We start from the raw sequence: 20,682 nt of genomic DNA on the forward strand, positions 1-20,682 counted from the left end.
GGGAGCTGTGGGAGTGAGCGTGACGGTTCCGCACATCAGGGTGGTGATCGCGGACGACGAGCCCCTGATCCGGGCGGGGATCCGCATGATCCTCACCTCGGACCGGGCCATCGAGGTCGTGGCGGAGGCGGGAGACGGCCGCGAGGCCGTCGAGCTGGCGCGCGTCCACGCGCCGGACGTGGTGCTGCTCGACCTGCAGATGCCGGTGATGGACGGGCTCACCGCGCTCGCCGAGCTGGGCAGGGCGGTGCCCGCGGTGCGCGTGATCGTACTGACGACGTTCGGGGAGCGGGACAACGTCCTGCGGGCCCTGGAGAGCGGCGGCGCGGGTTTCCTGCTGAAGGACTCCGCGCCCGCCGAACTGATCCGGGCGGTACGGGCCGCCGCGGCCGGGGACGCCTATCTGTCGCCGGGGGCGGCCCGGCACGTGGTGGAACAGCTCGCGTCCGGGCGCGCTCCGGCGCGCGCGGAGGAGGCGCGGCGGCTGGTCATGGCACTGAGCGGGCGGGAGCGGGATGTCCTCGCGCTGCTCGGGGAGGGCCTGTCCAACGCGGACGCGGGCAAGCGGCTGCACATGAGCGAGGCCACGGTGAAGACGTACGTCAGCCGGATTCTGGCGAAGCTGGGCTGCGAGAACCGTGTACAGGCGGCGCTGCTCGCCCGGGACGCCGCGCTCTGAACCGGACGGGAGCGGTGGCTACGGGGCGGCGGCCTCGTGGTTGTCGTCGGCGAGGTGGGGGGCTTCGCAGCGGCAGCCGGTGGGCGGCGGGCTGTCCAGGAGGCCGGTCTGGGCCATGAGGTAGGCGAGCTGGGCGCGGCTGTTGCTGCCGAGCATGTCCGATGCCTTCTTCAGGTGGGTCGCCACCGTACGGGTGCTCATGCCGAGGCGGCTGGCGATCGCCGCGTCCGTGTAGCCGTCGACCATGAGCCGCAGCACCCGCAGCCGGGTCTTCTCGGTGAGGAGGACGGGGCGCTGCTGGTCCGGCTTGAAGGCAACCGGTTCGGCCCGCTCCCAGGCGTGCTCGAAGACCGACACGAGGAACTGCACGATGGCGACGTCGTGAATCACGAGGGCGTGGTTGCTGCGGTCGCCCCCCTTGTCCGGGATGAACGCGGTGGACCGGTCGCAGATGATCAGCCGGTCGAAGACCTCGTCGAGAGTGCGTACCTGCACACCCGCCTCGGTGACGGTCCTGATGTATTCGACTGTGGGGACGTGCGCCCGCACGGTGTGCTGGTAGAGCGTGCGCTGAACAACCCCCCTGCCCAGGGCGGGCGCGACGCGCTGGAGGGACTCGGAGAGTATCCCCTCGGGCCTGCCGCCCCCGGGCTGTGCGGTCAGCAGCTCCGTGGTCGCGCCCTGTGCGGCCTCGTCCAGTGCCGCGCTGATCACGGCCGGTCCGACCAGTCGCTGCACGGTGAGCTCACCGACCGGCCGCGCTTCCTGGTAGATGCTCTCGACCTGGGACACCGAGGCGCGCAGTGAGGCCAGACGCTGCTGCTGTACGAGGATGGCCTGCTCCAGGGGGTACGTCTGGGCCGCGGTCGCGACCGACGGCGGTACCGGTACCAACGTGTACGGGTCCCCCATCGAGGGCGTCAGCAGTCCCAGCGCCGTGAGGCAACCGGGGGCCTCGGCCCTGTCGACCGCCCCGCGCGTGAGCGCGACCCGGTAGAGCCTGCGGCCCTCCTCGCAGATCTCGGCGTGGTTGTCGCCGGGCCCCCCAGGCCCCCCGCCGTCCGGTCTCATGCACATGAGCCCCCCCTTCAGGTTTCAGCAGTGCATGATCCTGATGCCTGAAGGCCCTTCCCGCAACCTCTTTCCCCGGGCAGTATTTCCAACGAAGACACCGGCAAATGCCGGTCGGTCAGAAGTTATCCGGGGGGATAAACAATGAAGACCAAGCGTTTTCTTTACAAGGCTGTAAGCGCCCTTGCGGTGGCCGCCGCAGTACTGATCGGGATCACCGCCGTTCCGGACGTCGCCGATCAAGCCGCCGTCGCCGGCGGCACGGCGTCTCCGCGGGACATGGGCTGGGGCTGAGCCCCCGAAACCAAGCCGCGAACTGCGATTTTCCGACAGTTCACGCGAGCAGGTACCCCGCCACCGGTAAGTGATGGGTCATCAACACCGCATGAGGCGCGCGATGTTGCGCCGACTTCCGCAGGGACGTCGGCGCATTGCCCGCGGACTCTGCCGACATAACTCATGGCGCGGTTGTTTCGGCATGCCGATTTACAGTTCACAGAGAAAGAGTGTTCAACATGACCACCGCCATTGCGGTCCCGAAGTGCCTTGTGTGCGACACGGATTTCGAAGTCCAGGAGGACTGGGAAAAGGGTGAGATCACCGAGTGCACGGCCTGCGGCCAGGAGCACGAGGTAGTCGAGAAGTCCGACGCGATCGTACGCCTGGACTTGGCCCCCGAGGTCGAAGAGGACTGGGGCGAGTGACATCTCCCACCCAGGTCCTGCTCTCGGTCACCATGCTGCGGCCCGACGAGAAGCTTCTTCTCGGCGCGTTGCGTGACGAGGGCCTGACGGCACAGCCGTTGCTCATGGAGGATCTGGCCGGGGTCGTGGCGGGCCACACAGGCCCGCCCGGTCTCACCCTGATCAGAAACCTCTCTCATCGCGAGGCGATCAGCGTCTCCCGCCGGCTCGAACACGCGGCGATCCCCACACTCAACCGCGCCGCGACCATCGAGACGTGCAACGACAAGGGGCTCCAGTCCCTGGTCTTCGCCCGGCACGGCATCCCTCACCCCGCCACCCGGCACGCCTTCAGCTACGACCAGGTCCGCGCGACCGTCGCGGAGTTCGGCCTGCCGGCGGTCGTCAAGCCCGTCAGCGGGTCGTGGGGGCGCGGCGTCACCAAGATGACCAATGCCGAGTGCGTGGAGGCCTGGGCCGGCGGCCGTGAGTCCGCCGACGCCGCGGGCAAGCTGTTCCCCGTCGTCGTCCAGGAGTACATCGACAAGCCGGGCCACGACCTGCGCGTGGTGGTCGTGGGACGTACCCCCGTGGTGGCGATCCAGCGGGTCTCCGACAACTGGCGCACCAACACCCACCTCGGAGCCGAGGTCCGGCGCGTCGAGATCACCACGGAGATCGAGAAGCTCTGCGCCCAGGTCGTGGACGCCCTCGGCGAGGGCTTCTACGGAGTGGACCTGGTCGAGAACCGGGCCACGGGTGAGCTGCTCGTACTCGAAGTGAACGCCAACCCCGAATTCGCCCGCTCCTCCGCCGTGCACGGAGTGAACGTGGCCGGCCACCTCGCCGCCTACGTCGCGCAGCAGCTCGCGGCCACGGCCGCGTGAGACGGAGAAGACCCATGGAACTGTTCGACACCGCGACGGTGCTCACCCGCGTCCTCACCTCGGGCGTGGTCATGAGCATCGAGAAGAGCGACCGGGAACTGCCCGGTCTGGAACGGCTGCTCACGAAGCAGACCGGCCGCGCGAAGGCCGTCCTGGTCAACAGCCGCACCGGGGCCGTCCACGCGGCCCTCACCGGCCAGGGCATCGGCCACGGGGACACCGTCTCCCTGGCCGGTGCGGACACGGACACGACGGCGTTCGTGAACTGGCTCGGCGTCACCGTGAGCGACGAGGGCCCGGCGGGGTACGACTACCTGGCGCTGGATTCCACCAACGCGGACCGGCTTGCCGAGCTGGCCGCAGAATCCACCGCCCCCGCGCTGGTCGTGGACCTGACCGGGCTCGGCTTCGGGCCGGCCGCGGCCGTCCTGACCGACGACCCCGGCATCTGGAACCGCGCCGAGCGGCTGAAGATCTTCGGCGCCCACGACCTGCGGACGATGTGGACGCAGGAGGAGGCCGACCCCGGCCTGGTACCCGGTGTCCAGTTCAACTACCGCCTGAGCCCGCTGGTGGCCGCCTGCGCGCGGATGGCCCTGACCCAAGCGGCGCGACCCGCCGCCACATCCGGAGCACGTTCATGATCACTGACTTCCCGGCAGCCCCGCTGCCCCTGCCCGCTGCCGCGGAGATCGAGGAAGAACTCGCGGCCCTCGGCGGCGGGGCGATGATTCCCAAGGCCATGCGCCGCACGCTCTTCCCCGTCATCACCAAGGAAGACGTCTTCAACCTGATGCTCGCCCAGCGTCAGGCGCCCCAGAAGGTCGTCGCCGACTTCGCCGAGGCCTACCGTCGTTACGTCGGCGCCGAGTACGCCCTGCCGACCGCCAGCGGCACCTCCAGCCTGCACATGGCTCTCGTCGGCGCCGGCGTACAGCCCGGCGACGAGGTGATCGTGCCCGCGTTCACCTTCATCGCCACCGCCCAGGCGGTCGTGGCAGCGCATGCCGTCCCGGTGTTCGTCGACATCGACCCGCTCACCTACTGCATGGACCCGCAGGCAGCGGCCGCGGCGATCACCGGTCGCACCCGCGCCCTCATGCCGGTGCACGTCCACGGCCTGCCCGCCGACGTGAGCGCGCTGCGGGCCCTGGCCGACCGGCACGGCCTCGCCCTCGTCGAGGACGCCTCGCACGCCCACTCCGCCAGGATCGGCGGCCAGGTGGCCGGGTCCTTCGGCGACGCCGCAGGCCAGAGCCTGATGGCCGACAAGAACTTCCCGCTCGGCGGCGAGGGCGGTATCGCCTTCTTCTCCACCGAAGAGGCGTACGACCGGGCCGTTTCCTACCTGGAGCGCCACGGCATCGACTACGGCATGTCCTGGGTCGCCGCGGCCTTCGGCAGCAGCCAGCTCAGGCGCCTGCCGTACTACGACGAGATCCGCGCCCGCAACGCCGCCCTGCTGGGCGAATCCCTCGCGCAGACCGGCCTGTTCACCGCGCCGCACGTCCCGGACGGGCACGTGCACGCGTACAACATGTACCGGATCACCCTGCACCCCCAGGCCGTCGGCCTGGACGACCTGCCCGTGCACGCGGTCAAGGAGGCGGTGCACGAGCTGCTCGTCGCCGAGGGCGTCCCGGCCCGCGAGTGGCAGAACACACCGATCCCCTGCCACCTGCCCTTCCAGCACCGGAACGGCTTCGGCAACGGCTACCCCTTCTCCCTGAACCCCGGTGCCGTACGCGACCACCGCCCGCAGGACTTCCCCGTCACCCTCGGGATGCTCGACAGCACCCTCGTCCTGTGCCGCGAGCTGCGCTCCCCGGTCGAGTGGGAGCGGGCCCAGCGCTACGCCGACGCCTTCAAGAAGATCGCGCTGCGCCCGGACGCCATCCGCAAGCTCGTCGAGACCGGCGACTACCGCCGTCCGTACGAGAAGGCGGCCCGCCTTGGCTGACACGGCGAACAAGAAGATCCGCGCGGCCGTCATCGGCGGCAGCGGTTACACCGGCGGCGAAGTGATCCGGCTGCTCCTTGAGCACCCGCACGTGGAGCTCGCCTTCCTCTCCGCGGAACGCAACGCGGGCGCCACCGTCGGCAATGTCCACCCCTGGCTGCGCAACCACCCCAAGGCCGCCGGCCTCAAGTTCCGCCCGCTGGCCCAGCTCGCGGACGTCGACGCCGTCGACATCGCCTTCGGATGCCTGCCCACCGGCGCGCTGCCCGAGCAGCTGCCCCTGATCGCCGCACACGCCAAGCGCGTCCTCAACCTCGGCGGCGACTTCCGGCTGCGGGACAGCCAGGACATCAGCACCCACTACCCGAAGACGTCGGCCCACCCCCCTGTGGAGGACTTCGCGTACTTCGTCCCGGAGCTGAGCCCGCACGTCCCGGAGAGCCGGTTCATCAGCCTGCCCGGCTGCATGGCCGTCACCAGCATCTACGCCCTCTATCCGCTGTTCGCCGAGTCCCTGGTGAGCGAGCACGTCATCGTCGACGCCAAGACCGGCTCCACCGGTGGCGGACGCAGCAGTGACGAGCCGCCCGCCGAGCGCACCGGGAACTTCCGCGTGCACAAGCTGTACGGGCACCGGCACGCCCCGGAGATCCACCAGGCCCTCGCCGAGTTCACCGGGACGGCCCCGGACCTCCAGTTCTCCACGCACAGCCTCGACGTGGCGCGCGGCATCATGGTCACCGCGTACACCAAGCTGCGCCCCGGAGTGACACCGCTGGACGTCAAGCGTGCCTACGCCAAGGCGTACGTCGGCAAGCCCTTCGTCCGGGTCCGCCCGGCGCCCAAGGCCCCGCAGGACTTCCCGATGCTCAAGGCCGTCGTCGGCTCGAACGTCGCCGAGGTCGCGATCGCCGTCCGGGACGGGCAGTGCATCGCCGTGGCCGCCCTCGACAACCTGATCAAGGGCGCGGCCGGCCAGGCCATCCAGGCCATGAACCTGATCAGCGGATTCGACGAGACGGCCGGCCTGCCCACCACGGCGGTGTCGCCATGACCAGGCCTCTGTACGTGATCAAGGCCGGCAGCGCGACGCTCGACCGGGGGACCGTCCACCAGGAAGTGGCGGGCCTCGTGGCCCGCGGCGCCCGGGTGCTGCTGGTCGCCGGCGGCGCCACCGGCATCGAACGTCACTACCGTGCGGCCGGCCGCCCGATGCCCCAGCTGCGCCTGGCCAACGGTGACTCCGTGCGCTACTGCCCGCCGCAGGAGATGGCGCACCTCGTCGACGCCTACGAGCGGGTGACGCTGCCGGCCGTCGAGACGGACCTGAAGGCCCTCGGGCTGAGCGTGTTCACCGCCGTCGCCTCACGCGGCGGCCTGGTGACCGGCCGGGCGAACCGCCCCCTGAAGGCGCTGTCCGCCGAGAACAAGCCGCTCGTGGTCCGCGACCACCGGGCCGGTGTCCCCACCGACGTCGACGCCGTACGGCTGAACGCCCTGCTGGACGCGTACGACGTGGTCTGCCTGTCGCCGCCGGTCGCCGACCAGGGCGGCGGCTCCCCGCTGAACGTCGACGCCGACGTCCTGGCCGCGGTCCTCAGCAACGCGCTGGGCGCCGACCATCTGCGCCTGGTCACCGGCACCGCCGGTCTGCTGACCGACCCCGCCGACCCCCGGTCGACGCTGGGCAACGCCTACCCGGGCGACGGAGCCCGCTACGCCGGCGGCCGCATGCGCCAGAAGGTACGGGCGGCCGAAATGGCCCTGGACGGCAGCGCGGACGTGGCTGTCACCGGCCCGCACACCATGGCCGAGCCCTCGGGATGGACCCGCTTCTGGCGTACCCGGGAGCCCTCCCCCGACCTCGCGCTGCTCACCAAGCTCGTCTCCGTACCCTCGGTGTCGGGTGACGAGGCGGAACTCGCGGCCTTCCTCGCCGACTGGTGCCGCGAGCGCGGCATGACCGCCACGGTCGACAAGGTCGGCAACCTCGTCGCGACCCGCGGCACCGGGCCCCGGCGCCTGCTGCTCCTCGGCCACCTCGACACGGTCCCCCACCACTGGCCCGTCGCATGGCGCGAGGACGAGCTGTGGGGCCGCGGCAGCGTCGACGCCAAGGGCAGCCTGGCTAACTTCCTGGAGGTGCTCGCCCACGCGGACATCCCCGAGGACGGCCAGCTGTGCGTGGTCGGCGCGGTGGAGGAGGAGATCTCCTCCTCCAAGGGCGCCTTCCACGCCCGGGACCACTACCCGGCCGATGCCGTCGTCATCGGCGAGCCCAGCGGCTCGCAGAAGCTGACCCTCGGCTACTTCGGACTCTTCAAGCTCAAGGTGACCGCGTCGGTGGCCAGTGGCCACTCGGCCGGCATGGACGCGGTGTCCGCCGCGGACCTGCTGATCTCCTCCCTCGGCGGCATCCGGGAGGACGTGCTCGCGAAGGCGCCCGACGCGCTGAGCGCCGTCATCGACATCACCTGCGCGACCGGGCGCGAGGAACACCGGGCCACCGGAATCCTCAACTTCCGCGTGCCCCCTTCGGCCGACCTCGACGCGCTGCGCACCGCCGCGCTCGGCCCCGGCCGCGAGGGCGTGGGCATCGAGGTGCTGCGAGCCACCCCGGGCTACTCGGGCGGCCGCTCCAGTTCCCTGGTCAAGGTCTTCACCCGCGCCTTCGCCGAGGCCGGCATCAGGCCCCGCTTCGTGGTGAAGAAGGGCACGTCGGACATGAACACCCTGGCCACCACATGGAGTGATGTGCCGATGGTGGCGTACGGGCCCGGCGACTCGGCCCTCGACCACACCGACGAGGAGCGGATCGGCGGCATGGAGTACCGCACGGCCCGCTCGCTGCTGGCCGACGCGGTCAACCGCTGGTTCGCCCTTCCCGAGGGGAGCCGCTGATGACCGTCGTACTCGACACACCGGCCGGCGCGCCCGGCATCGACGACGAGGTGTTCGCCACCCTGTCCGAGCGTGCGGCGGAAGCCCGGCGGCTCGTCGTCGACATGGCGGCAAGCCCGCGCGGCTGCCACCTCGGCGGAAGCCTGTCCGTACTCGACATCCTGATCGCGTCCCTGCACCGGGCCTCGGCGGGGGACGGCACCGAAGTCGTACTGAGCAAGGGGCACGCGGCAGCGGGCCTCTACGCGGCCCTGTACGTCAGCGGGATCCTGCCGGAGAACCCGGCCCCGCTGTACGGTCTGGCCGGCCACCCCTACACCGGCCACCCGGGCCCCAAGGTGCCCGGAGTGCGGTTCCCCACCGGGAGCCTCGGCCACGGGATCCCGTACGCCGCCGGGTGGGCGATGGCCCGCCGCATCGGCGGCCGGAGCGGGCTGGGTATCGCCGTCGCCGGCGACGGCGAGCTCCAGGAAGGGCTCGTCTGGGAGACCTGCCAGGTCGCGGCGGCCCGGGAACTCGGCAACTTCGTGCTCGTGGTGGACCGCAACGGCGGCCAGAACGACGGATTCGTCGACGACATCTCGCCGCTGCACAACCTCGGCGAACGGTTCGCCGCCTTCGGGTTCGAGGTGGCCCACACCGACGGGCACGACCTCAGGGCGCTGACCGCGCTCCTGTCCACCGACCGCTCGGCGGCCCGCAGGCCGCTCGCGGTCATCGCCGACACCGTCAAGGGCAAGGGCGTGGCCGCCGTACAGGGCAAGGCCGCCTCCCACTACGTAAGCATCGACGCCACCCGCGCCGCCAAGTGGAAGCGAGCGATCCGATGACTCTTTCGGGACGTGACGCCTATCGGGACGAGCTCACGAGGCTCGCTGCCGAGGATGCCTCCATCATCTGCCTGGAGGCCGACCTGGGCGGCAAGGGACACCCGTTCCAGGCCGCCCACCCCGACCGCTTCTTCAACCTCGGTATCGCCGAGGGCGCCATGGTCGACATGGCGACGGGGCTCGCCGTGGCCGGGTACAAGCCGTTCATCAGCACCTTCGCGCCGTTCGCGGCGCTCAGGGCGGCGGAGAGCCTCAAGCTGACCCTGGGATACCTCGCGGCCGGCGTCACCGTGGTCGCGCCGTACGCGGGGGTCTCCGGAGCATGGTTCGGCACCACCCACCACTGCCTGGAGGACCTCGCGGTCCTGCGGAGCATCCCGGGTGTCACCATCGCCGCCCCCTACGGCGAGGCCGAGATGCGGGCGGTGATCCGGGACGCGGCGCGCTCCGGAAGACCGCACTACATCCGTACGGGACGCAACGCGGCCTACTCGTCGCTCGACTGGGACGAAGACGTCCTGCCGCTGGTCAACTGGGAGTCGCGGACCGCATCCGACGAGGTGTGCCTGGTGTCGGTGGGCGAGGAGGGAACCCGCCTGGCCATCGCCGCGCGCCAGGCCTCGCCGGACACCTCCCACGCGCACCTGGTCTACCTGGACCACGAGCACCTGACCCGGGCCGCGGCCGAACTGTCGCTCCACCACCGGCGGTTCGTGGTCGTCGAGGAACACCGCAGCCAGGGCTCGGTGGCCGAGGCGCTGGCTCTGCTGATGCCCCGGTGCGAGGTCACCGGGGTGGCCGCGGACCAGAGCTGGCCCACGCAGGGCGGTGACCACCAGGAGGTCATGGCCGCGCTCGGTTTCGACCTGCCCGCCGTGCTCTCGGCCGTGCACCGGGCACGCGGCGCGGACCGCCCGGCCCCGGCCGCCGCCTGATCCCGCCGAACCATCGGCCGGGCCCGTCAACGAAATCCAGGAGCTCCTCATGCACATCCTCATGATCGAATGCAACCCGAACGGCATCGCCGGCATCGCCAACGCCCTGAAGCTGGGGCACGACGTAACACTGGTGTCGGTCGACCCCGACTTCTACCTCGCCGCATCGCCGCTGGCCGAGGCGGCCTACGCACACCCCAACTGCCGTGTCGTCAAGAGCGAGCAGGCGTTCTCCATCGACGAGCTCATCGCGCTGGCGACGACCCTGCACGCAGAGCGGCCCATCGACGGGGTCACCACCTACAGCGAGTACCACACCGTGCACACCGCCGCGGTGGCGCAGGCGCTCGGCCTCCCGGGAATGAGCGTCGAGGGCGCCCGCAACGCACGGCACAAGCACCTGACGCGCCTGACCCTGGACGGCACCGGCGTACGCCAGCCGCGCTTCGCCCACGTCGCCGACGTCACCGAAGTCGAGGCCGCCGTACGGGAGATCGGGTTCCCCTGCGTGGTCAAACCCTCGGACGGTACGGCCGGCCTGCACGTCCTGCACCTCCAGGACGAGGACGACCTCAACGCCTACCTGGCCGAGCTGGCGGACGTCGTCGACTACGGGCGCGGCGTCGTACGCATCCCGGACATCCTCATCGAGGAGTTCGTCACCGGTGAACTGATCTCGGTCGAATCCTGCGTGCTGGGCAATGGCGAGGTCGTCAACCTCGGTCTGACCGACCGCCCGCTGAGCGGCTTCCCGCACTTCATCGAGATGGGCGCCACCTACTTCAGCGGCCACCCCCTCCAGGACGAGCTGTTCGCCATGACCACCAAGGTCCTCGGCGAGCTCGGCGTGGACTTCGGCTTCATCCACACCGAGTTCCTGCTCGGTGCGGACGGGCCGGTGCTGTGCGAGGTCAACGGCCGCCTGATCGGCGGAATCGTGCCGACCCTCATGGAGATCTCCTCCGGTGTCGACACCTACCTGCAGGTCATCCGGCAGGCACTGGGCGAGCGCCCCGAGCTTCCCTTCCCGGGACAGACCACAGCGGGCGGCCACTGGTTCGGCGCCCCGATCGCCGGCGCCGTGGACTCCATCGGCTTCGACGAACTGGCGCAGGCGCCCGGTTTCCACAGCGCCCAGGCCTACAAGAAGCCCGGCACGGAGGTCACCCGCCTCTCCAAGAGCAACTTCGACTGGATCGGTCACATCATCTTCACCGGCAGCGACCGCGACGAGGTCAACAAGCGCTGCGAGGAAGGCCTGGACCGTATCGACCTGCGGATGAGGGTCGAGGTCGCCCGATGAGCGAGGCCCCCTTCGAGCGGCCCGGCGCCCTCCTCCTACGGAACGTGGCCGTCCCGTCCCTCGACCCCGAGGCCCTGTTCGATGTGACCGCCGAGGACGGAGTCTTCACCCGCATCGAGCCCACCGGGCAGACCCCCCGGGGCGACGAGAACGAGCTGTGGCCCGGCTACACCGAGACCCACGCCCATGTCTCGCTGCCCCCCAACTGGGACGACTCGGTCGACGACCCGCGCATCGTCGCCCTGCAGTACCTCTACCACGGGGTGACCCACGTGGTGGACATGTTCGGGTTCCCCCTGCTGGCCGATGCCTGGGAGGCCGGCCGGGCCGCGTCGCCCTGGCCGTACCCCGAACTCGTCCACTGCGGCTACGCGGTGACGGCGATGACCAACAGCGCCGGACTCACCGGTCACGGTGTGGAGTTCCCCGCCCCCGTCCACATGCTGGCCGTCGAGGCCGACCTGGACCACGCGCTGCGCACCAACGCCGAACGCGGCGGCACCTTCCTGAAGGTGATGTTCACGGACGGCACCGAGCAGCCGGGCAGCCCCGTGCGGTTCTCCCGGCTGTCCGAGCACGTCATGCGGTTCACCGCCCGCACGGCCGCCGAGCGCGGTGTCACAGCGGTCATCGACTGCAACACCCTTGAGGAGACCCTCTTCGCGTACGAGTGCGGCTTCCGGCTCTTCGCACACTCCGTACGGGACAAGACCCTCACCGAAGCGGAGTGGAAGGGACTCCAGGGCGCCCGGTTCGTCTCCACGCTGGCCGGACTGCGCTCGATGATCATGTCCCGCGAGGACTTCCTCACCGAGTACGGCCGGGAGGGCTTCCGCGAGACGCAGGACGGATACAACCTCGAGTTCGTCCAGGGCATCGAGAAGCCCTTCGGGATCGAGTACGGCTGCCAGGAGACCCGCAGCGCCGCGCTGAGGGACATGCGCGCCAACGCCCTCGCCGCCCTGCGCAGCGGGAACCTGCTGGTCGGTACGGACTCGGGCAATCTGGGTGCCTACCACGGCTACTCCTTCCTCGGCGAGCTCGACGCCCTGTGCGGCGACGACCCCTCGCTCGCCCCGCAGCTGCGCCACCAGGCCACCGTCGGCGGCAGGCGTTACTTCGACGAACTGCGCGCAGAGCGCACCGGCACGCACCCCCTCACCGTCGGAGCGAGCGCGACCTACAACCTGCACGCTCCCGGCAAGCCGCTCTCGGCCCTGCCGCTGGCCACCGTCGTGCGGGGCGTCCCGGTGGACAGGCCCGCACTCGCACGCGCCATCGCGGACCTCCGTTCCACCGAATCGAAAGGGAAGGCCAGACTGTGACCAGCGAACGCAGGCGAGCCCTGATCGGCATCAACGCCGGCATATTCCTCGCCCACATCGGGAACTTCATCTGGTTCCCCGTCCTCGTCGCCTCGCTCAGCGGCACGGACAGCGGCTTCTGGGCCGGCGTGGTCATGTGTATGACCTATGTCGGCCGCCTCCTCGCCACCTTCTTCTACGAGGGGACCGCCGCCCGGCTGGGCGTCCGCGGGGCGGTGTTCCTCGGTACGGCACTGGAGGCCGTGGCGCTGGGCCTGATGGGCTTCAGCGGCGGAGTGCTGATCTACAGCGTTCTGGCGTTCTTCATCGGATTCGGTTCGGGAACCGCGTTCCCCGGCCTGAAGAACATTCTGATGTCCTATCCGGACAGCGAACGCCCCAAGGCCTTCTCCACCTTCCAGATGTCCGCCCAGGTGGGACTGTTCGCAGGTGCGGTGGCCGGCGGACTGCTGGTCGACATCGATCTGCGCACCCTGTTCGGCCTGGTGTTCGCGATATTCATCGGATTCTGCCTTGCCGCTTCGGCGTTCATCCCACGGGACGGCTTCGCGGCTCCGGCCGACGCGGCCGAAGCCCCGGCCGGCGAAACGACCGAGCGGCCACGCAGCCCGCTGTTCAGTACCGCCGTCCTCAAGGGCATCGAAGTACGGGGCGCCACACGCTACTTCGTGCTGTCCGCCGTGTTCTGGTTCCTGTCCATCGGCTTCGTCGTCGGCATCCCCCTGCACATGGCCGAGTTCGCCCCGCAGTGGGCCCCTTCGGCCCCCTTCTGGATCACCGGGCTCAGCGTGCTGGCACTTCAGTACCCGGTGTTCAAGTTCCTGATCAAGCACCTGCGGCCCGGCGCCGTCATGGCGATCGGCCTCGCCGGAATGACAGTTGCGTTCCTTGCCTTCGGAGCCGGCCGAAGCGCCGTATGGGTGATCGTCGGCTGCCTCACGGTGGTGCTCGGCGAGATCCTGTTCGTGCCCTCCTTCGACATCTGGGTGGCCCGCAAGGTCCCCGCGGACCGGCTCGCCAAGGCCATGGGCGCCATGCACTTCTTCCGCAGCGCCGGAAACATGGTCGGCTCACTGCTCGCCGGCGCCCTGTTCGACCTGTCGCGCAACGCCGGCCTGCCGGGAGCCAACTGGTTCGTCGCCGCGGCGGTGGCCGCAGCGTGCGCTGCCGTCTGCCTGCTCAGCCGGGACGAGAACGACGAGAACGACAAGCCCCAGCCCCCCGAGGACACGGCCGGGGACAAGACCGGGGACGCGACCGAGGAACCCGAGCGCGCGGTGGTTGCGTGAGCGACACGGCGGCCCGCGAGCGATGACGGCAATACAAGCGATGAGGAGAGCGGCACATGGCTGACGTCTGCGTGATCGGAGGCACTCGGTTCTTCGGCAAGCTCCTGGTTCACAGACTGCTCGAAGAAGGCCACCGCGTCACCGTGGTCACCCGCGGCCGGACCCCCGACGACTTCGGACAGTCCGTACTGCGGCTGCGCGGCGACGTCACCCGGCCCGGGCAACTGACCGACGCGGTGGCCGGACGGCGTTTCGACGCGGTGATTCACCAGATGTGCTGCACGCCGAACGCTGCCATTGAGGCATGCCAGGCCTTCGGCGACCGGGCGGGGAAGTTCATCCTGACCAGCAGCATGGAGGTCTACAACGCGCAGACGTTCCGGTGGCGGATTCCCGCGCCGGCGCTCAGCGCCTTCGCCCGCGAGGACGAACTCGACCCGGCGCAGTACGCGTACGACACCGCACTTCCCTGGGACGACCCCGACTTCCTGGGGGCCAATTACGGTGAGGGAAAGCGCCAGGCCGAGGCCGCGCTGACCCGCTGCGCCGAGGTTCCGGTCGTCATCGCCCGGGTGGCCCATGTGCTGGCCGCGAGAGGAGACTTCACCGGCCGGTACCAGTTCCACCTCGACCGGATCCGCGCCGGGCTGCCCATCGTCACGCACGCCGGCCCCGGCCGGACCTCCCTGGTCCACGCCCCGGACGCGGCCCGGTTCCTGGCCTGGGCGACGACCTCCGAGGTCACCGGGGCCGTCAATGTCGCCTCTCCCGACACCACCGGCGTCCATGGCATCTGCGCCGCCGTGGAACAGTCGACGGGGCTCAAGGCCGTCGTGGTGGAGAAGGCCGATCCGTCCGGCGACCCCGCGCTGTCCCCCTTCTCCTGTCCGGCCGACTTCGGCCTGTCGACGGCCAGGGCCGACGGGCTCGGCCAACGACTGCCCGCCATTGCCGAGTGGCTCCCGGACCTCGCCCGTACCGCGGCCGAGGAGCAGTGATGTTCGATCTGATCGTCATCGTCCGGGTCCCGCTCCCCGGTGACGTGGGCCCCGTCGCCGACGCCCTGGCCCGGATGCGCCCGCTGTGTCTCGCGGAGGACGGGTGCGTCCACTGGGAGGCGTACCAGTCCCACGAGGACAGTGGACGGTTCGTCCTGGTCGAGCGGTGGGAGAGCCGCTCCCACTGGGAGGCCCACGGCGACGGGAGCGCCATCCAGGACATCTACCTCCCGGAGATCCTGCCGCGCGTCGAACGCGAAGTACACCCGAGTACCCCCGTAGTGCCCAGGTCCGAAGGAGCGACCGCATGACCACCACCCCCCGCCGTATCGCCGTCGTCGGCGGCCGTCCCGCCCCCGTCCACGGGGCCAGGGAACTCGGCATCGACGTCACCCTGGTCCACACGGAAGGCCAGTTCGACCCCGCCGAGGCCGAGCCGCACTGCTCCGCGATCCTCACCGGCGACATCACCGACACCGGTGAACTGCTCCGCCTGCTCCAGCCGCTGCACGAAGCAAACCCGTTCGAATTCATCCTCACCACCACCGAGCTGGCCGCGGTCCCGGTGGGGGAGGTCAACGCCAAGCTCGGCCTTCCCGGCACCAGCCCGGAGGTCTCCCGGATCATCCAGGACAAGGCGCTGACGCGGCAGGCGCTGGACCGGCACGGCCTGAGCCCGGTCCGCCACCGGCAGATCACCGGCGAGGCCGAAGCGGTCGAGTTCCTCGCGGCGGTGGGCGGACCCATCGTCCTGAAGCCGGGCAAGGGCGCCGGCAGCCTGCACATCCACAAGGTGGACAACGCGGACGACGCCGTCGCCGCGGTGCGGGAGGTGGCCGCGTTCGGCTACGGCGGCGTACTGGCCGAGGAATTCCTCCAGGGACCGGTCGTCAGCGTCGAGGGGTTCTCCCACCGGGGGCGCCATGTGGTGCTGGGGGTCTGCGAGTACCAGGTCAACGAGCACTTCGCCGAGTGGGAGTGCAGCGTCCCCAGCGACCAGGCGGCGCCGTACCTGTCCGAGATCCATGAGCTCACCGCCGGCGTCCTCGACGCGGTCGGCCTCACCGACGGCCCCTCGCACAGCGAGTTCGTGCTCACCCCGGACGGACCCCGGCTGCTGGAGACGCACAACCGGCTCTCCGGCTCCGGCATACCCGAGATGGTCAACCGGTCCACGGGCTGGGACCCGGCTCGGCTGTTCATGACCGTCCCGCTGGGCATCGACCGGCTCCCCGAGGTGGCGCCGGAGCCGAAGCGCGGCGCCGCGATCCGCTTCCTGGACTCGGAGCCGGGCGTGGTCACCGACATCACCGGCGTCGACGACCTCCCCGTGCCGGTGCGCCGGGTCCCGGCGGGAACCACCCCCACGCACATGATCCCCTTCCTCAAGAGCTTCACCGGGTCGCCGGCGGGAGCGGTCATCAGCAAGCACGTCGGCGACCGGACGGCGGCCATGGACTCGCTCCTGGCCTGTGACAAGGGTTACGTGTTCGCCAACGCGCCCACGCGCGCCGAGGCCGTCCGGCGCTGCGAGGAACTGGCGGCGCGCATCCGCTTCCACGTCGTCGCCGAGGATGCGGCCCAGGGCTGAGCAAAAAGACCCCTCCGGCTGCGTTTGCGCAGTTCAGAGGGGTCTGGAGGAGTGGAGCCTAGGAGATTCGAACTCCTGACATCTGCCTTGCAAAGGCAGCGCTCTACCAACTGAGCTAAGGCCCCGAACACGGGTGGAGGTGACCGGTTGGAACTCCACCGTGGCCACCGCCGCAGACAAGAGTACCGGGTGTCCCCCCTGATCCTGCAAAAGGATTGGGACTCCCCCTCCGCGACCACGCTCCGTAAGATGCTCGGCGAGGTTCGCAGCAGCGAAGGGGAGACGCAATGGACGCAGCGCAGCAGGAGTCGACGGCCAGAGCCAGAGAGCTTCAGCGCAGTTGGTACGGGGAACCGCTCGGGGCGCTCTTCCGTCGCCTGATCGACGATCTGGGCCTGAATCAGGCCAGGCTCGCCGCGGTGCTCGGCCTGTCCGCGCCCATGCTGTCCCAGCTGATGAGCGGCCAGCGCGCCAAGATCGGCAATCCGGCCGTGGTGCAGCGCGTCCAGGCTCTGCAGGACCTGTCGGGCCAGGTCGCCGACGGCAGCGTCAGCGCCGCCGAGGCCACCGACCGGATGGAAGAGATCAAGAAGTCCCAGGGCGGCTCCGTGCTCAACAACACCAGCCAGACCACGGCCAGTTCCGGTGCGCCGACCGTGCGGCGCGTGGTGCGTGAGATCCAGTCGCTGCTGCGCTCCGTAGCGGCGGCCGGCGACATCATGGATGCGGCGGACACCCTCGCCCCGACCCACCCCGAACTGGCAGAGTTCCTCCGGGTGTACGGCGCGGGGCGCACCGCGGAAGCGGTCGCCCACTACGAGGCGCACCAGAGCTGAAGCAGGCGGACCGGGGAGCGGGCACAGCGCAATGGGTGAGATCTTCGCTGGGCGGTACGAGCTGATCGACCCGGTCGGACGCGGCGGGGTGGGCGCCGTCTGGCGGTCGTGGGACCACCGGCGCCGCCGGTACGTGGCCGCCAAGGTGCTCCAGCAGAGCGACGCGCACACGTTGCTGCGTTTCGTGCGCGAGCAGGCCCTGCGGATCGACCACCCCCATGTCCTCGCCCCGGCCAGCTGGGCCGCGGACGACGACAAGGTGCTGTTCACCATGGACCTGGTGAGCGGCGGCTCCCTGGCGCATGTGATCGGTGACTACGGACCGCTGCCGCCCCGCTTCGTGTGCACCCTTCTCGACCAGCTCCTCTCCGGTCTCACGGCGGTCCACGCCGAAGGTGTCGTGCACCGCGACATCAAACCGGCCAACATCCTGCTGGAAGCCACCGGTACCGGACGTCCGCATCTGCGGCTGTCCGACTTCGGCATCTCGATGCGCAAGGGCGAGCCCCGTCTCACCGAGACCAACTATGTGGTGGGTACGCCGGGTTATTTCGCACCCGAGCAGATGATGGGCGCGGAACCCGACTTCCCCGCCGACCTGTTCGCGGTAGGCCTGGTCGCCCTCTACCTGGTGCAGGGTCAGAAGCCCGACTCCCAGGCGCTGGTGGAGCACTTCGCGACGTACGGCACACCGGGCGCCCCGCAGGGCATCCCGGAGCCGCTGTGGCAGGTCATCGCCGGGATGCTGCAGCCCGACCCGCAGGCCAGGTTCCGTACGGCGACGGGCGCGCGCAAGGCACTGACCGCCGCCGTCGAGATGCTGCCCGAACCGGAGCCCGGCGAGGAGCCGGTGGAGGTCTTCGACCAGATCGGCCCCCTCCCGCCCGGCTTCGGCCCGGACGGTCCCGTAACGCCGCCTCCGCCCGGCCCCCAGGGCCACGTACAGAGCCACGTACAGGGCCAGGCGCAGAGCGGCGTACACAACGGCGGTGGCCAGGCGCAGCCCGTACAGCAGCCGTCGTCCATGTCGCAGACGGGCAGCTTCCACCTCGCGCCGCCGCCGCAACGGCCCCCACTGCCGCACCCGGCACCGCCGTCGACGCCCCCCACCGCTACGCCCGCGCCCGCCCCCCTTCCCGCGCATGCGGCCTCCCCCCTCTCCGGCGCGGCGCAGTACGAACAAGCCCTCACTCGTCCCTACACCGCTCAGGGCCCGGAGGTTCCCACTCCACAGGCACCACCGGTCCCGCGGGGAGCCCAGGCTCCCGTACAGGCGCCGCACAAGCGGCCGGGACCGCCCCCGAAGGTGACGGTCCCGGTGCTGCTGCTCGCGCTGGTCTGTTTCGCGGTGGGCATCTGGGCGCTGACCCAGACCTGAGCGGGCCCGGGCCGCCCCGGAGGGGCCCGCCGCCAGGGCCGGCCGTCTACCAGGCGGCAGGCGGCCCGTACCGCGTAGGCGCCCCACTGTCCTGACCGGGCCCGACGCCGAGCTCACCGCCGGCCCCGGCACCGGGCCCGCCGTCCGGGCCCGCACCGGCCCCGGCGGGCGCCGCCCCGGCCGCCGCGCGCCGTCTGGCGACGAGCGTCCACACCCCGAGCCCGAGCAGCAGCACGCTGCCCGCCCCGATCCCGGCCGCCGCGACGAGCTGCATCGTGGCGCTCTTCTCCGCCGCCGACGTGCTCTGCCCGCTCTGCGCCGCGCTCCGGTCGTCCTCGGTCACCCGGAAGTCACCGGCGGGCCCGGCATACGCGGGCGCGCTCTGCGCAGCGTTCTTGACGTTCAGCCGCAGCGTGAGCCCGAGAGCCCCCGGCCCGAACTCCTTCTCCACCTCCGGGCTCAGGCTGACCCTCAGGTAGTACCAGCCCGCGAACCGCATCCCATTGACGTCGTCGGACGAGTCGAAGCGGTTCTCGTACGCCACCGGCGGCAGCGGCTCCAGCGAGGACGACTTCTGCTTGCCGTCGTACGAAGCGCCGGTCGCGCTTTCGACGAGCCCCCGCGCCGGGTTGAACAGCGCGAAACTCAGCGCGTTGGACACGTGTCCCTCGCCCGCCGTGCTGCCGATGTCGGCACTCGCGAAGAGCTGCTGCCCCCAGTCGACGGGCACCTTGTAGAACAGCGTCTCGCCGGGCTTGATCCTGTCCCGCCACTCGCCCTGCTCCAGCCCGGTCGCGCTGTAGAAGCTCGTGCCGCCCCTGCGGTCCTGCGCTCCGCCGGCCGGCGGACCGGGCGACCTGCTGGGCCAGTTCTCCGGCGCCGCGCTCGCCCCGCCCGCCGCCACCTTCGGCTCCGTCACGTGCCGGATCTCCAGCTCCCACGGCTCACTCGACGAGGTCGCCGCACTCGTCCGCTCGATCAGGACGTAGTACGTGTCCTGCTCCTGGCAGGAGCCGTCCACCTCGATGGTCCGGTGAGCGTAGGTCCCGATCGGCCGCGCGAACTCCGCCGAGCTGAACCGCGCGTCGTTGTAGTTGCACGAGTTTCCGCCCCGGTCCTGGAGCGTCACCTTGAGTTCGTCGGAGTACGAGACCTTCGTACCCGGCTTGGGCACGGCCGTCGCCGACACATAGGCATTGGACTTCGCGTCGAGCTCCACGCGGTAGAAGCGCTTGTCGCCCGGCTTGATCGAGTCCAGGTACGTCCCACCCGCCTTCAGCTGCTCGGAGTCGGTGTTGGTCACCGCCCCCTCGACCGGCTGCGCCGACGGCTCATAGGTGTACGGACCGGACTCGTCCGCGGCCCACGCCTGCGCCGGCAGCGCCGCCACCGCGCACAGCGCCGCCACCACGGCCGGCGCCACCCTGCCCCTGCTGCGCTGCCCCATCACGCGCCCACCCCTTGTGTCGTCTCCTTGGCCGCCCTGCGCCGCATCGCCGCGAACACGAGCCCCGCAGCCGGGACAAGAGCCCGGCCGACCGCCGCGGCGGTGGCAGTGCCGGTCCATCCTGCCCCGCCGGCCCCATCACTGTCTGCGCGGGCCGCCGTATCACCCCCAGACCCCTCCCTTTGCTCTCGCAAGCTAACTATTTGCCTGAGCGAATACAAGAAGGGTGCTGTCACGGTCCCGCAACAACCGGCCGCCACCCGTTCGGCCGCCTCGAAACCGCCCCCGGACAGCACAAAGCCCCGGCCGCTGAGCGACCGGGGCCAGTGCTGGGACTACTGGGTCTCACACACCCGAACCTGCGGGCACGGAGTCAGTCGCCTCCGTCCACAGATCCTGCTCGGCGCGATCCGCCTGGATCTGGCGGTACACGAGGAGCCCGCCGATGGCGGCCAGTGCGACCAGGAGAAGCTTCTTCACCGCGCGACCTCGTCTTTCCTTGACGTAGGAGACTTCTGGCGCCCGACTATACACACCGACCGATACCGATCGGTGACCTAGTTACCCGC

Annotated in this window: 21 protein-coding genes and 1 tRNA gene; 18 read left to right on the forward strand and 4 right to left on the reverse strand. The window is 70.5% G+C overall.

What is annotated here, in order from left to right; all coding sequences use genetic code 11:
- Positions 1 to 19 precede the first annotated feature (19 nt).
- Positions 20 to 679, forward strand: a complete 660-nt coding sequence (locus AC1P0E_RS16850) for a response regulator transcription factor (protein WP_482742988.1) — start codon at positions 20 to 22, stop codon at positions 677 to 679.
- A gap of 18 nt (positions 680 to 697) precedes the next feature.
- Here AC1P0E_RS16850 and AC1P0E_RS16855 read toward each other — a convergent pair whose 3' ends face one another.
- The gene (locus AC1P0E_RS16855) at positions 698 to 1,756 is read right to left on the reverse strand and encodes a helix-turn-helix transcriptional regulator (protein WP_482742989.1); all 1,059 of its coding nucleotides are present in this window, start codon (positions 1,754 to 1,756) and stop codon (positions 698 to 700) included.
- A 138-nt stretch (positions 1,757 to 1,894) separates the two neighbouring features.
- On the opposite strand from AC1P0E_RS16855, the gene AC1P0E_RS16860 reads away from it, so the two are divergent.
- The 15 genes from AC1P0E_RS16860 (at position 1,895) to AC1P0E_RS16930 (ending at position 16,452) form a co-directional block, all read left to right on the forward strand.
- On the forward strand, positions 1,895 to 2,044 hold the full coding sequence (locus AC1P0E_RS16860) for a hypothetical protein (protein ID WP_482742990.1): 150 nt from the start codon (positions 1,895 to 1,897) through the stop codon (positions 2,042 to 2,044).
- Positions 2,045 to 2,265: 221 nt separating this feature from the next.
- Positions 2,266 to 2,454, forward strand: a complete 189-nt coding sequence (locus AC1P0E_RS16865; RefSeq protein WP_482742991.1) for a lysine biosynthesis protein LysW — start codon at positions 2,266 to 2,268, stop codon at positions 2,452 to 2,454.
- Complete coding sequence (locus AC1P0E_RS16870) at positions 2,451 to 3,320, forward strand: RimK family alpha-L-glutamate ligase (RefSeq protein ID WP_482742992.1); 870 nt, start codon at positions 2,451 to 2,453, stop codon at positions 3,318 to 3,320. Before AC1P0E_RS16865 ends, AC1P0E_RS16870 begins: the two co-directional genes overlap by 4 nt.
- A 14-nt stretch (positions 3,321 to 3,334) precedes the next feature.
- Positions 3,335 to 3,964: a PLP-dependent aminotransferase family protein gene (locus AC1P0E_RS16875; RefSeq protein ID WP_482742993.1), complete on the forward strand. Its 630-nt coding sequence runs from the start codon at positions 3,335 to 3,337 to the stop codon at positions 3,962 to 3,964.
- A complete protein-coding gene (locus tag AC1P0E_RS16880; RefSeq protein ID WP_482742994.1) occupies positions 3,961 to 5,280 on the forward strand; it encodes a DegT/DnrJ/EryC1/StrS family aminotransferase in 1,320 nt (439 codons plus the stop codon). Before AC1P0E_RS16875 ends, AC1P0E_RS16880 begins: the two co-directional genes overlap by 4 nt.
- Positions 5,273 to 6,334: an N-acetyl-gamma-glutamyl-phosphate reductase gene (argC, locus tag AC1P0E_RS16885; protein ID WP_482742995.1), complete on the forward strand. Its 1,062-nt coding sequence runs from the start codon at positions 5,273 to 5,275 to the stop codon at positions 6,332 to 6,334. Before AC1P0E_RS16880 ends, argC begins: the two co-directional genes overlap by 8 nt.
- Positions 6,331 to 8,181: a M20/M25/M40 family metallo-hydrolase gene (locus AC1P0E_RS16890; RefSeq protein WP_482742996.1), complete on the forward strand. Its 1,851-nt coding sequence runs from the start codon at positions 6,331 to 6,333 to the stop codon at positions 8,179 to 8,181. Before argC ends, AC1P0E_RS16890 begins: the two co-directional genes overlap by 4 nt.
- The gene (locus tag AC1P0E_RS16895) at positions 8,181 to 9,011 is read left to right on the forward strand and encodes a transketolase (protein ID WP_482742997.1); all 831 of its coding nucleotides are present in this window, start codon (positions 8,181 to 8,183) and stop codon (positions 9,009 to 9,011) included. Before AC1P0E_RS16890 ends, AC1P0E_RS16895 begins: the two co-directional genes overlap by 1 nt.
- Entirely contained in the window at positions 9,008 to 9,946 is a 939-nt protein-coding gene (locus tag AC1P0E_RS16900; RefSeq protein WP_482742998.1) for a transketolase family protein, read from the forward strand. The genes AC1P0E_RS16895 and AC1P0E_RS16900 overlap by 4 nt, the downstream gene beginning before the upstream one ends.
- A gap of 49 nt (positions 9,947 to 9,995) precedes the next feature.
- Positions 9,996 to 11,249 carry an ATP-grasp domain-containing protein gene (locus AC1P0E_RS16905; RefSeq protein ID WP_482742999.1) on the forward strand — a complete coding sequence of 418 codons (1,254 nt, stop codon included), beginning with the start codon at positions 9,996 to 9,998 and terminating at the stop codon, positions 11,247 to 11,249.
- Positions 11,246 to 12,574 (forward strand): amidohydrolase family protein, encoded by a 1,329-nt coding sequence (locus tag AC1P0E_RS16910; protein ID WP_482743000.1) that lies wholly within the window; start codon positions 11,246 to 11,248, stop codon positions 12,572 to 12,574. Before AC1P0E_RS16905 ends, AC1P0E_RS16910 begins: the two co-directional genes overlap by 4 nt.
- A complete protein-coding gene (locus AC1P0E_RS16915; protein WP_482743001.1) occupies positions 12,571 to 13,863 on the forward strand; it encodes an MFS transporter in 1,293 nt (430 codons plus the stop codon). The genes AC1P0E_RS16910 and AC1P0E_RS16915 overlap by 4 nt, the downstream gene beginning before the upstream one ends.
- Before the next feature lie 56 nt (positions 13,864 to 13,919).
- Positions 13,920 to 14,861 carry an NAD-dependent epimerase/dehydratase family protein gene (locus tag AC1P0E_RS16920; protein ID WP_482743002.1) on the forward strand — a complete coding sequence of 314 codons (942 nt, stop codon included), beginning with the start codon at positions 13,920 to 13,922 and terminating at the stop codon, positions 14,859 to 14,861.
- Positions 14,861 to 15,172 carry a putative quinol monooxygenase gene (locus tag AC1P0E_RS16925; RefSeq protein ID WP_482743003.1) on the forward strand — a complete coding sequence of 104 codons (312 nt, stop codon included), beginning with the start codon at positions 14,861 to 14,863 and terminating at the stop codon, positions 15,170 to 15,172. The genes AC1P0E_RS16920 and AC1P0E_RS16925 overlap by 1 nt, the downstream gene beginning before the upstream one ends.
- Positions 15,169 to 16,452 carry an ATP-grasp domain-containing protein gene (locus AC1P0E_RS16930; protein ID WP_482743004.1) on the forward strand — a complete coding sequence of 428 codons (1,284 nt, stop codon included), beginning with the start codon at positions 15,169 to 15,171 and terminating at the stop codon, positions 16,450 to 16,452. The genes AC1P0E_RS16925 and AC1P0E_RS16930 overlap by 4 nt, the downstream gene beginning before the upstream one ends.
- Before the next feature lie 52 nt (positions 16,453 to 16,504).
- Here the strand turns inward: AC1P0E_RS16930 and AC1P0E_RS16935 are convergent.
- A tRNA-Ala gene (locus AC1P0E_RS16935) sits at positions 16,505 to 16,577 on the reverse strand.
- 162 nt (positions 16,578 to 16,739) lie between these two features.
- Here AC1P0E_RS16935 and AC1P0E_RS16940 point away from each other — a divergent pair.
- Together AC1P0E_RS16940 and AC1P0E_RS16945 are read left to right on the forward strand one after the other, a co-directional pair.
- A complete protein-coding gene (locus tag AC1P0E_RS16940; protein ID WP_482743005.1) occupies positions 16,740 to 17,288 on the forward strand; it encodes a helix-turn-helix domain-containing protein in 549 nt (182 codons plus the stop codon).
- Positions 17,289 to 17,319: 31 nt separating this feature from the next.
- Entirely contained in the window at positions 17,320 to 18,666 is a 1,347-nt protein-coding gene (locus AC1P0E_RS16945; RefSeq protein ID WP_482743006.1) for a serine/threonine-protein kinase, read from the forward strand.
- 46 nt (positions 18,667 to 18,712) lie between these two features.
- On the opposite strand, the gene AC1P0E_RS16950 is transcribed toward AC1P0E_RS16945, so the two are convergent.
- Positions 18,713 to 20,113, reverse strand: a complete 1,401-nt coding sequence (locus AC1P0E_RS16950) for a hypothetical protein (protein ID WP_482743007.1) — start codon at positions 20,111 to 20,113, stop codon at positions 18,713 to 18,715.
- 345 nt (positions 20,114 to 20,458) lie between these two features.
- Positions 20,459 to 20,593, reverse strand: a complete 135-nt coding sequence (locus tag AC1P0E_RS16955; RefSeq protein ID WP_003958712.1) for a DLW-39 family protein — start codon at positions 20,591 to 20,593, stop codon at positions 20,459 to 20,461.
- Between the last annotated feature and the right edge of the window lie 89 nt (positions 20,594 to 20,682).

It is taken from the genome of Streptomyces sp. TRD_SC_5, assembly GCF_056836825.1.

Coding starts and splice junctions, on each gene's coding strand:
- AC1P0E_RS16855 (WP_482742989.1), bottom strand. CDS start 1,756: ATGTGCATGAGACCGGACGGCGGGGGGCCTGGGGGGCCCGGCGACAAC.
- AC1P0E_RS16860 (WP_482742990.1), top strand. CDS start 1,895: ATGAAGACCAAGCGTTTTCTTTACAAGGCTGTAAGCGCCCTTGCGGTG.
- AC1P0E_RS16865 (WP_482742991.1), top strand. CDS start 2,266: ATGACCACCGCCATTGCGGTCCCGAAGTGCCTTGTGTGCGACACGGAT.
- AC1P0E_RS16875 (WP_482742993.1), top strand. CDS start 3,335: ATGGAACTGTTCGACACCGCGACGGTGCTCACCCGCGTCCTCACCTCG.
- AC1P0E_RS16880 (WP_482742994.1), top strand. CDS start 3,961: ATGATCACTGACTTCCCGGCAGCCCCGCTGCCCCTGCCCGCTGCCGCG.
- AC1P0E_RS16890 (WP_482742996.1), top strand. CDS start 6,331: ATGACCAGGCCTCTGTACGTGATCAAGGCCGGCAGCGCGACGCTCGAC.
- AC1P0E_RS16895 (WP_482742997.1), top strand. CDS start 8,181: ATGACCGTCGTACTCGACACACCGGCCGGCGCGCCCGGCATCGACGAC.
- AC1P0E_RS16900 (WP_482742998.1), top strand. CDS start 9,008: ATGACTCTTTCGGGACGTGACGCCTATCGGGACGAGCTCACGAGGCTC.
- AC1P0E_RS16905 (WP_482742999.1), top strand. CDS start 9,996: ATGCACATCCTCATGATCGAATGCAACCCGAACGGCATCGCCGGCATC.
- AC1P0E_RS16910 (WP_482743000.1), top strand. CDS start 11,246: ATGAGCGAGGCCCCCTTCGAGCGGCCCGGCGCCCTCCTCCTACGGAAC.
- AC1P0E_RS16920 (WP_482743002.1), top strand. CDS start 13,920: ATGGCTGACGTCTGCGTGATCGGAGGCACTCGGTTCTTCGGCAAGCTC.
- AC1P0E_RS16925 (WP_482743003.1), top strand. CDS start 14,861: ATGTTCGATCTGATCGTCATCGTCCGGGTCCCGCTCCCCGGTGACGTG.
- AC1P0E_RS16930 (WP_482743004.1), top strand. CDS start 15,169: ATGACCACCACCCCCCGCCGTATCGCCGTCGTCGGCGGCCGTCCCGCC.
- AC1P0E_RS16940 (WP_482743005.1), top strand. CDS start 16,740: ATGGACGCAGCGCAGCAGGAGTCGACGGCCAGAGCCAGAGAGCTTCAG.
- AC1P0E_RS16945 (WP_482743006.1), top strand. CDS start 17,320: ATGGGTGAGATCTTCGCTGGGCGGTACGAGCTGATCGACCCGGTCGGA.
- AC1P0E_RS16950 (WP_482743007.1), bottom strand. CDS start 20,113: ATGGGGCAGCGCAGCAGGGGCAGGGTGGCGCCGGCCGTGGTGGCGGCG.